General features: G+C 33.2%; 10 protein-coding genes and 1 pseudogene. 3 read left to right on the top strand and 8 right to left on the bottom strand.

The genetic code is table 11. The features are described 5' to 3' along the window. Positions 1–106: 106 nt before the first annotated feature. Positions 107–1,306 (bottom strand): pyridoxal phosphate-dependent aminotransferase, encoded by a 1,200-nt coding sequence (locus IKK64_01705; GenBank protein ID MBR4118776.1) that lies wholly within the window; start codon positions 1,304–1,306, stop codon positions 107–109. 148 nt (positions 1,307–1,454) lie between these two features. Between IKK64_01705 and IKK64_01700 the strand changes: the two are divergent. Both IKK64_01700 and IKK64_01695 read left to right on the top strand, forming a co-directional pair. Further along, positions 1,455–1,609: pseudogene (locus IKK64_01700) on the top strand (YqaE/Pmp3 family membrane protein). A 5-nt stretch (positions 1,610–1,614) separates the two neighbouring features. Beyond that, a complete protein-coding gene (locus IKK64_01695; protein MBR4118775.1) occupies positions 1,615–2,058 on the top strand; it encodes an META domain-containing protein in 444 nt (147 codons plus the stop codon). Between the two features lie 66 nt (positions 2,059–2,124). On the opposite strand, the gene trmD is transcribed toward IKK64_01695, so the two are convergent. After that, a complete protein-coding gene (gene trmD / locus IKK64_01690; GenBank protein MBR4118774.1) occupies positions 2,125–2,805 on the bottom strand; it encodes a tRNA (guanosine(37)-N1)-methyltransferase TrmD in 681 nt (226 codons plus the stop codon). A gap of 172 nt (positions 2,806–2,977) precedes the next feature. Here trmD and IKK64_01685 point away from each other — a divergent pair, with 172 nt between their 5' ends. Next, positions 2,978–4,174, top strand: coding sequence for an OmpA family protein (locus IKK64_01685; GenBank protein MBR4118773.1), 1,197 nt, complete (start codon positions 2,978–2,980; stop codon positions 4,172–4,174). 86 nt (positions 4,175–4,260) lie between these two features. Here IKK64_01685 and IKK64_01680 read toward each other — a convergent pair whose 3' ends face one another. The 6 genes from IKK64_01680 to htpG form a co-directional block, all read right to left on the bottom strand. Beyond that, positions 4,261–5,550 carry a bifunctional folylpolyglutamate synthase/dihydrofolate synthase gene (locus tag IKK64_01680; GenBank protein MBR4118772.1) on the bottom strand — a complete coding sequence of 430 codons (1,290 nt, stop codon included), beginning with the start codon at positions 5,548–5,550 and terminating at the stop codon, positions 4,261–4,263. A gap of 2 nt (positions 5,551–5,552) precedes the next feature. Beyond that, positions 5,553–6,098: a chromate transporter gene (locus IKK64_01675; protein MBR4118771.1), complete on the bottom strand. Its 546-nt coding sequence runs from the start codon at positions 6,096–6,098 to the stop codon at positions 5,553–5,555. Between the two features lie 2 nt (positions 6,099–6,100). Continuing rightward, on the bottom strand, positions 6,101–6,667 hold the full coding sequence (locus IKK64_01670; protein MBR4118770.1) for a chromate transporter: 567 nt from the start codon (positions 6,665–6,667) through the stop codon (positions 6,101–6,103). Positions 6,668–6,669: 2 nt separating this feature from the next. Further along, positions 6,670–7,293, bottom strand: coding sequence for a peptide deformylase (def, locus tag IKK64_01665; protein MBR4118769.1), 624 nt, complete (start codon positions 7,291–7,293; stop codon positions 6,670–6,672). Between the two features lie 9 nt (positions 7,294–7,302). Further along, positions 7,303–7,941, bottom strand: coding sequence for a formate/nitrite transporter family protein (locus tag IKK64_01660; protein MBR4118768.1), 639 nt, complete (start codon positions 7,939–7,941; stop codon positions 7,303–7,305). Between the two features lie 144 nt (positions 7,942–8,085). Then, positions 8,086–10,140, bottom strand: coding sequence for a molecular chaperone HtpG (gene htpG, locus IKK64_01655; GenBank protein MBR4118767.1), 2,055 nt, complete (start codon positions 10,138–10,140; stop codon positions 8,086–8,088). Position 10,141: the final 1 nt, after the last annotated feature.

Here is a 10,141-nt window from a genome sequence, read left to right as displayed (position 1 = left end):
GTTGCTATACCAAGAGCAACTCCTACTGTTGCAATTTTAACAGCAGGAGTACTCTTTTTATGATTACCTTCGGTATTAATTTTTTTTGCTATGTACTTTTCGAGTATCATAGAGTTCTACCCGGATATGCTTCTAATGCTTTTTCTAATACAACAACCGCTTTTGCTAATTCCTCTTTATTTAATGCGTATGCTATACGTACTTGGTCTTTTCCTAATCCTGGAGAGGTGTAAAATCCTGAACCAGGTGCCATATATACGGTTTGTCCTTCGTACTCAAAATCACTTAAACACCACGCACAAAATTTATCCGCATCATCAACAGGCAACTTCGCCATTGTATAGAATGCTCCCATTGGCATTGGTGTATAACATCCTGGAATCTTGTTTATTGCATCTATCAAGAAGTTTCGGCGTTCAATATACTCATTATAGGTATTATCAAGATACTCCTGAGAAGCATCAATTGAAGCCTCTGCAACAATTTGGCCTAATAGTGGGGGAGACAAACGTGCTTGACAGAACTTCATTACATTATTACGTAACTCCTTATTTTTTGTAACAAGTGCTCCAATTCTAATACCACACTCACTATATCTTTTTGACACAGAGTCAATAAGAACTACATTATCATCAATACCCTCAAGATGTAGAGCCGAAACGTATGGTGCGTAGGTATATGTAAATTCACGATATACCTCATCAGAGAATAAGAATAGATCATATTTCTTTACAATATCTCTCAATCTGTTCATCTCCTTTGGTGTATATATATAACCTGTTGGGTTATTGGGGTTACATATCAATATACCACGAGTTCTTTCATTTATTAACGATTCAAATTTGTCGAATGATGGTAATGCAAAACCATCTTCAATAGATGAAGGAATAGTGCGTATAACAGCACCAGCAGATATTGCAAATGCCATATAGTTTGCATACGCAGGCTCTGGCACTATAATCTCATCTCCTGGATCTAAACATGCCATAAATGAGAATAACACTGCCTCCGAGCCTCCTGTTGTAACAATAATATCATCTGCTGTTACTTCAATATTAAAACGCGAATAATATTCAACAAGTTTTTCTCTTAGTGATAAATATCCTTCACTTGGGCTATACTCCAGAATTTTACGACTGATATTACGTACGGCATTGAGTCCCTCTTCAGGAGTATGAATATCTGGTTGTCCAATATTCAAATGATATACTTTAATTCCTCTCTTCTTGGCTTCGTTTGCCAATGGAACAAGTTTTCGGATAGGGGACTTTGGCATTATTTCCCCTCTATTAGATATTTGTGGCATCTATTTGTCTATTTTAAATAATCTGCAAATTTAAGATTATTTGCATAATAATGCAACTTATAACTCTTATATTGAGTATAAAATTTGCCATCTACAACAATTTATACTAATTTTGTATATATATTTTTCTAACAAATAGAATAGGATTATGTCTTTACTAAGAGTTCTTTTGGCTATAATATTTCCACCTCTTGCTGTTGTAGATAAAGGATGTGGATCGTTTTAATAGTTTTTATATTAACAATGCTTGGATGGATTCCAGGCGTTATTGCAGCATTAATAATTTTAAATAATAATAATTGATTTCTATGAAAAAAATTTTTTTTATTGCAATGGTTATTGCATTTGCAAGTTGTACCTCTAAACAAGTTACATACGAAAATATTTCGGCAAATGGATGGAAATTAGTTGATTTTGTTTGCGATACAGAATCTACTGTAAACGAAGATATGAATATGTTCATAAAATTTACCGATTCAGTATCAGTAGCAGGAAATACTCAATGCAATCTGTTTATTGGCAAATACTCTATAAGTGAATCTCAGTTAACAATAAACAATATAGGCTCAACTAAAATGTTTTGCGGAGAGGATAAAGAGCAATTTGAACAAAACTACCTAAATGCTTTATCAAATACCTTCGAGGCAAAAATATCTTCTAATGGTGAGGAACTTGTTTTAACAAACAAAGAGAAAGATGTTGAAATCAAATACATTAAATTTGATGGAGATATTCCTTCTGAAATAAAATAATTTATACTCTCACATACAAACAAAAAAAATATCCTCATGCGAGGATATTTTTTTGTGACTTTATTTTTATTCTTGATATAAATCTGGTCGTAATCTTTTTGTCCTTTCAACAGATTGCTCATGTTGCCACTCCTCTATTTTTCGTTGATGTCCCGAAAGTAATATATCGGGAACTCTCCATCCCTTGTATTCGGCAGGACGGGTATATACTGGAGGGGCTAATAAGTTATCTTGGAACGAATCTGAAAGAGCAGATTGTTCATCACCTATTGCTCCTGGAATAAGGCGAACAACCGAATCACAAATTACAGCTGCGGCAAGTTCACCTCCTGTTAGTACATAATCTCCAATTGAGATCTCTTTTGTTATCAGATGCTCTCTTATTCTATAATCTATTCCCTTATAATGACCACATAAAATTATAAGATTTTGCGCCATTGATAATGTATTTGCCATAGGTTGATTAAACATTTCACCATCGGGCGAAGTATATATAACCTCATCATATACACGTTTCTCTTTAAGTGCTGTTATAGCCCTATCAATTGGTTCAATTTGCATAACCATTCCTGCTGCGCCACCATAAGGATAATCATCAACACGGCGGTGTCGTTGATCAAGAGAATAATCTCTTAGGTCGTGAACGTTTATCTCTACCAATCCTTTCTCTTTTGCTCGTTTTAGAATAGAATGATTGAGTGGGCTATCAAGCAACTCGGGGAGAACAGTTATAATATCAATGTGCATCATGTCTTAAAAATTTTTATACAAAAATAGTATAATTAAAACGACTTTAATAGTAAATCATTAAATAATTTACCTTTAATTATGATTGATATTAATGTTTAAAAACTAAATCTATAAACAAAAAACAAAAATTATGTGTTTTACTATTGTCTAACCCCAAAAAGTTAATAAGATGAAACTAAAACACTTAACTTTTATTGTTATAGGATTATTCCTATCACTATTCAGCAATAATGCGTATGCGAACTCTCCGCAAGATGAGGAAGAGATTGTTGTTGTTGATTTTGTACCAGCAGGTAGAACATACTACTATTCACCTTCTCCTCGTGATAACTGGTTTATGTCAATGGGAGCAGGAGTACAAACATTATTTACCGAAAATAAAGGTAATGCAATGTTTTCTCTTTCAATGACAGTTGATTTTGGAAAATGGTTTAACCCTCATTGGGGATTACGTTTATCGGCAACTGGTGGTGAGTTAAGAATAAGATATCCTGAAGAGAGTAATATTCTTCATTATAAAAATGTATCATTAGCAGGAGACTTTATGTGGAATATGACTAATACTATTGGAGGATATGATCCATATCGGATTGTATCAGTTATCCCATACGTTGGATTTGCAAGTAACTACGCATTTAGAAATCCTTTGGGTAAAACTCTAAGTTTTGCTATCTCAACAGGTATGCGATTTAATGTTAGGTTATGCCGAACTGTTGACCTATTCTTAGAAGGTAAAGTAAATATACTTTCTGATGGATACAATGGTGTGGTTAAAAGTAAAAGAGCAGAAGCATCATTGGCAATGTTAGGAGGTTTGACCTTTAACTTTGGAGGAAGAAAATTTGGTTCATATAATCCTGTTAGTGAAATGTTTGCTCGTGAGGCTTTGAATGCAGAAGTTAATGCGTTACGAGAAGAGGATAATATGGTTGAAGCAGAAAATGCCACTCTAAAATTAGAGAATAAACGTCTAAAGAATGAGTTGGCACAAAAGCCTAAAGTTATAACAGAGAAGCCATCTCCTTGCGACACACATCTAACCTCTGCCGTTAGGTTTGCATTAAATAGCAGTGTAGTAACCGATGAGGAGATGATAAATATATATAATATTGCAGAATGGATGAAAGCAAACCCCAAATGCTATGTTATGGTAACTGGATATGCAGACAGAGATACGGGTTCAGAGAAGTATAATAAAAAACTCAGCGAACAACGAGCAAATAAGGTAATAGATATTCTTGTAAAGAATTACAAAATAGACTCATCTCGCTTGAAACTTATTGCAAACGGAAGCACTACGCAACCATATCCTCAAAACAACTCATGGAATAGGGTAGTAGTTTTTAAGAGTTGCGAAATGAAATAAGGATTATTATTCTATAAATATATCTACATCTAAAATATGAGGGTGAGCCGTATAACTCACCCTCAATTAATTATATAATCAAAATCTTAACCCTCAACAAATTGCAATAGATCCGCAACTATAAAGGTACTACCTCCAACATATATAGTATCGTTAGGAGTTGCGTTATTTAAGGCTTTTGTGTATGCTTCTGCTACTGTTTTAAATATCTCACCTTTAAGATTATACTTTGATGCTATTGCCTCAAAAGTTTCAACACACATTGCTCTTTGCCCCGATGGCTGGGTAAAGTAATATTTTGCATCTTTTGGCAATAACATTACAACACCCTCTGTATCTTTATCATTTACCATACCAAAAACAATATGTAATGTTCCGCTACTCTGTTCTGCTATCTGTCTTGCAGTATATGTTATACCTCCAACATTATGGCCAGTATCGCATATAACTTTTGGCGAAGTTCTCAAAATCTCCCATCTGCCTCGTAATCCTGTAAGTGTTGTAACATTTGCAAAACCTTTACGGATATTTACATCAGAGATACTATATCCGCTCTCTTTTATATATTCAACTGATTGTAGTATAGTTACAGCATTTTTTAATTGATAAATTCCTCCTAAACCAAATATGAGTTCATTGTAATTATCGAACTCCAATTTTAGTTTACCTTCATCTAAATATTGATAACTATTTAAAAGAATATTCTTTTCTGCAAATGCTATTTTAGAATTACACTCCTTTGCCTTTTCTATAAAGACATTTGCATATCTATCATCCCATTCGCCAATAACAACAGGGGTATCAGGTTTTATTATTCCTGCTTTTTCTGTTGCAATTGCAGTGTATGTATCTCCAAGCAAATATGTGTGTTCTAAACTGATATTCGTAATTATTGATAGAATAGGGGAGATAATATTTGTACTATCCAATCTGCCTCCCAAACCTGTCTCTATTACAGCAATATCAACCTCTTGTTCAGCAAAATATGTAAACGCCAATTCTGTTACCCATTCAAAGAATGATGGACTTATCTTCTCTGCTTCGTTTCGGTACTTCTCAGTAAAATCTACTACATAATTCTCTGAAATCTTATTACCATTAACCCTTATTCTCTCTCTGAAATCAGTTAAATGTGGCGAAGTATATAAACCAGTTTTATATCCTGCACTTTGAAGAATTGCTGCAATAGTATGCGACACTGACCCTTTACCATTACTTCCTGCAACATGAATTGTTGCAAATTTTTTATGTGGGTGATTACACAAAGAATCTAATGCCTCAATATTTTGCAATCCGGGTTTATATGCTTTAGTTCCCTCTTTTTGATATAATGGAAGTCGTGTATATAAATAATTTATTGTCTCTTCGTATGTCATAATCAGTAAAGTAAATAACCTGCAACTCCTGCAAGAATCACTATTAAAATTGGATGTAATTTTGCATACCTAACTAAAAGGAATGCCACTAAACAAATTACAATACTTATTGTATAATCAGGAAAATTCTCTTTATTCATTAACAACAGAGCCGCCGAGGCTATTAATCCAACAACAACTGGCCTAATTGCATTGAATATACTCTTTATGTATATATTATCTCTCTTCTTTAGAAGTATCTTACCTACTATCAGCACCAAAATGAATGATGGTAAACAAACTGCAATTGTTGCTATAATAGAACCTAAAACAGTTCCTGTAACTTTATATCCGATATAGGTTGCACTATTTATTCCAATAGGACCTGGCGACATTTGTGATATAGCAACAATATCAGTAAACTCCTGCAATGTAAGCCAAGGTTGAGTCTCCCCGTAATGGATAACATCAACAACCTCATGTTGAATTAAAGATAACATTGCATAGCCACCTCCAAAACCGAATAATCCAATTTTCAAATAAGCAATTAGTAAATTTATATATATCATAGTTATTCAGTTTTAGTTTCTCTGTTACTAAAATAACATCTTGCAATACCATAAACTATTGCAAGTGCAATGAAAACAATAGGAGAGAATCCGCAAAATGTAATCAATAGCGCAGTTGACAAAGGCACCCAAAAATTCTTAATATTTATTTTAGCCGATTTTGCAGTAGTAAAAACAGGTGCAATAATAAGAGCCACAACAGCAGGCCTTATACCCTTAAATACTCTCTCCACAATAGGATTATCATTTATGGTAACAAAAAATATTGCAATTGTAAGTATTACAATAAAAGAGGGGAGGATTGTTCCTAATGCCGAATAAAAAGCACCCCATTTCTTTGCAATTTTATTACCCACTAATACAGCCATATTTACGGCTAATATACCCGGCATAGATTGAGCAATAGCAAGATTATCAATAAACTCCTCTTTGGTAAACCACTTATGTTTATCAACAATATCCTTCTCCATCATAGCAATCATTACCCAACCACCACCAAAGGTAAAAGCTCCAATTTTGAAGAATGTCAAAAACAGTTCAAATATAGTTTTTGAAATTGATTTACTCATTATTATTCTGTTTTATCAGTTAGGTTATTTGCCTTATCAATATAGAGAATACCATTAAGATGATCTATCTCGTGTTGGAAAATAACAGCAGTAAAACCCTCAATAGTATCTGATTTAATCTTAAAATCCTCAATATCATTATACTCAATCACTATTTCTTGGTATCTGTCAACCAAACCTTTCAGTCCTGGAACAGACAAACAACCTTCTCCTCCAGTTTTTTTATCGCCTAAAAATGAAACTATCTTAGGATTTACATAAAACTCAAAAGGCTCTCCCTCTTTATCAATACGTTGAACAGCAATTAATTGTTTGCTAACGCCAACTTGAGGTGCTGCTATGCCCACACCTTCGTTTTCTGGGTTAGTGACAGTCAATAACATAGAGTTTGCTAAAGAGATAAAATATTCACTCTTAACATCAGCAATATTTAGTGGAGTAGAAACCTTTCTTAAGAAAAGAGAATCTGTTTCAGAATTAATAGTTACCAAAGGCATTATAGAGCCTTTGAATGCGGTAATTATATCAATCTCAGAATCGTTAAACGTGATTGACTTTTGTTTACAAGCCCCAATAAGAAATACAATAATGGAGAGTATTGGAAATATAAAATATCTACGTATCATCACTTTAACTTATTCAGGATTACTCTTCATTACAATTCTATAAAGATTGCATCCTATGAAATTACCAAACACTATTGAAATATAAAATAGTAATACATCTCCAATATTGTTACTTATAAAATCAAATGGCACTGTAAGATAATAGAACGCATCGGCAACACAGTGAGGGAACCCGCAAACAATAAACAAAGGTACACCAAAAAGGAGTGGGAGATATTGACCTTTACGTGCAAATGTAACAGCAGTAGTCATAATAAAACCGCAACCAATTGCCAACAATCCGCCTCGTATAGCACCAATAGCCAAACGACCTTCCAAAATATTTTGTGCAGCCTGAGTTAATTCAAGCGGACTTAATCGTGCCAATAAACCAACTAATAAACAACCTATTATATTTCCAACAAGAACAAGTAATAGTTCTGCCAAAGGTTTTATTATTTGTAGTTTATTGTTATCACCCCTAAACTCTACAAACCCAGCAGTTCCTGTATATAACTTCATCTTATAACTAACAACTGTCAATAGCCCAAATGCAAACAATACTGCTCCAATTATATTTGTGGTTGCCAAATAGCCCCAACCTGCTATTCCAATTGTGATACCTGCCATTACGGCAGATTTAAACACTACCAATTTAGAAATTTTCATATATAATCTCTATTCTTTTAAATTTTATGCAAAGTTAGTTCTAAAAAATATATTGAGAAAATTTATAAATTATATATGAATAAAAAAATAAGAGAGTGTATCATTTTTGTGACACACTCTCCACTGTGAATAATCTATTAAATATTACAATAAATCAACTGAGCGTTTTATAAATTTGCTTAATGCTTCGCCTTTTAGCATATTATTTGATAGGAGTGCCAAATCAATTAATTGTTTAACCAATTTATTTTCAGTTCCACATTTAGCAAAAATATCGTTCTCTTTTTTACGAAGTTCTGCCACTTCATTCTCTTTAGTTTTAATCTCCTCTTTCTCTGCAACAGGTATCTCATCATCTTTTTTGCCTTGATGAGAAGATTTTAGAGAATCAATTTCGTTGTTAAGTTTAGTAATATTATCAATAATCGGCAATAGTTCATCTTTACACTCACCCTCAATTTGCTCAATAACTTTTTTAGAAACAGGGTTTTCAGTATTGATAATCAAAGAATAACTGTCTGGCATTTCACCATAGAAGTTCATCATTCCTGGTTGTAGAGCTGACATATCTTTCATTCTTCTCATAAACTCATTTTGAGTTATAACAATAGGTTGAGTTGACTCTCCAATAGCCTCAAACATAACAATAAAGTTTGTTTTCTCAATTTCTGGGATTTGAGATTTGAAAACGCCCTCTGTCATCTGTTTTTGAGTTTCAGTTAAAGCAACCTCGTTATTATTGTTCTTATCAACAAGTTTATCAGCCACATTACTATCAACACGCACAAATCTACTCTTTTCAATTTTTTGTTCTAACATTCCAATAAAGTGAACATCTAATTGTCCATCAAGCAATAGAACATTATATCCTTTTGCTTGAGCCGCCTCAATATATGAGTATTGAGCAGTTTTATCGGTAGCATAAATATATGTAACATTACCATCTTTATCGGTTTGATCAGCCTCAATAAGAGTGCGATATTCATCAAGAGTATAATATTTGCCTTCGGTATCTTTTACAAGAGCAAACTTCATTGCCTTCTCATTGAATTTTTCATCTGAAATCATACCATACTCAATAAAGAGTTTAATTTGATCCCATTTCTCCTCAAATTGTTTACGTTCTTTATTAAATATCTCTTGTAGGCGGTCGGCAACTTTCTTAGTGATATAAGTTGAAATTTTCTTTACATTAGAGTCGCTTTGCAAGTATGAACGAGATACATTCAATGGAATATCAGGAGAATCTATAACACCTTGAAGCAACATTAAGAAATCAGGAACAATACCCTCTACCGAATCAGTTACAAAAACCTGATTACAATATAGTTGAATCTTATTACGAGAAATATCTACATTATTTGACACCTTTTGGAAATAAAGTATTCCAGTAAGTTTAAAAGGATAATCAACATTCAAGTGAATCCAGAAAAGAGGTTCATCCATACCTTGATATAGTTGATGATAGAATTTTTTATAATCCTCATCAGTCAAGTCGGTAGGTTTCTTTGTCCAAGCAGGAGTAACATCATTTATAACATTATCCTTATCAGTATCAACATATTTACCATCTTTCCACTCTTGTGCTTTACCAAAGACAATAGGAACAGGTAAGAAACTACAATATTTTTTCAAGAGACCTTCAATGCGAGATTTCTCTAAGAACTCTTGATTTTCATCATCAATATATAGAATAATATCTGTACCTCTGTCTGCTTTTTCTATTTCAGACATTTCATATTCTGGCGAGCCATCACAACTCCACATAACAGCAGTTGTGTCATCTTTGTATGATTTAGTTTTAATTTCAACTTTCTTGGCAACCATAAAAGCAGAATAGAATCCTAATCCAAAATGACCTATGATAGCATTAGCATCATTTTTATATTTATCAAGAAACTCTTCGGCGCTTGAAAAAGCAATTTGATTAATATATTTCTCAATCTCCTCGCTTGTCATACCAATACCTCTATCCGAAACAGTCAGAGTTTTATTCTCGCTATCGATTGATATTTTAACATTTAAATCTCCAAGTTCACCTTTAAACTCATCTAACGAAGATAAAGTCTTTAACTTTTGAGTAGCATCAACAGCATTAGACACCAATTCACGCAAGAAAATGTCGTGATCACTATATAAAAATTTCTTGATTACGGGGAAGATATTATCCGTTGTTACCCCAATTGTTCCTTTTTGCATA

The organism is Bacteroidales bacterium, assembly GCA_017521245.1.
In the GTDB taxonomy this organism is placed as follows: Bacteria; Bacteroidota; Bacteroidia; order Bacteroidales; family G3-4614; genus Caccoplasma_A.
This window is presented reverse-complemented; position numbering and strand designations above follow the sequence as displayed.